The organism is Pseudoxanthomonas sp. 22568 (assembly GCF_052044485.1).
Lineage (GTDB): Bacteria > Pseudomonadota > Gammaproteobacteria > Xanthomonadales > Xanthomonadaceae > Pseudoxanthomonas_A > Pseudoxanthomonas_A beigongshangi.
This window is the reverse complement of the sequence record NZ_JBQENC010000036.1, coordinates 1-369: the sequence shown is the minus strand read 5'-3', so window position 1 is coordinate 369 and position 369 is coordinate 1. Positions and strand designations below refer to the sequence as shown.

The following is a 369-nucleotide window of genomic DNA, read 5'->3' as shown; positions in this document are numbered from 1 at the left end:
GCATCGCTGGCCACCACCATCCAGCGGCTGTCTTCCGGCCTGCGCATCAACAGCGCCAAGGACGACGCCGCCGGCCTGGCCATCTCCGAACGCTTCAGCACCCAGATCCGCGGTCTGGACGTGGCCGTGCGCAATGCCAACGACGGCATCTCGCTGGCCCAGGTCGCCGAAGGCTCGCTGACCGAAATCGGCAACAACCTGCAGCGCATCCGCGAGCTGTCGGTGCAGTCGGCCAACGCCAGCAACTCGTCATCCGACCGCGCCGCGCTGAACGCCGAAGTCAAGCAGCTGACCTCGGAAATCGACCGCGTCGCCAAGCAGGCCGATTTCAACGGCACCAAGCTGCTGGACGGCTCGTTCACCAGCCAG

Annotated in this window: 1 protein-coding gene; it reads left to right on the top strand. The window is 66.4% G+C overall.

The features are described 5' to 3' along the window. Positions 1-369: flagellin N-terminal helical domain-containing protein (locus ACTJI2_RS20040; RefSeq protein WP_440843140.1), on the top strand; the 369-nt coding region annotated here is incomplete at both ends.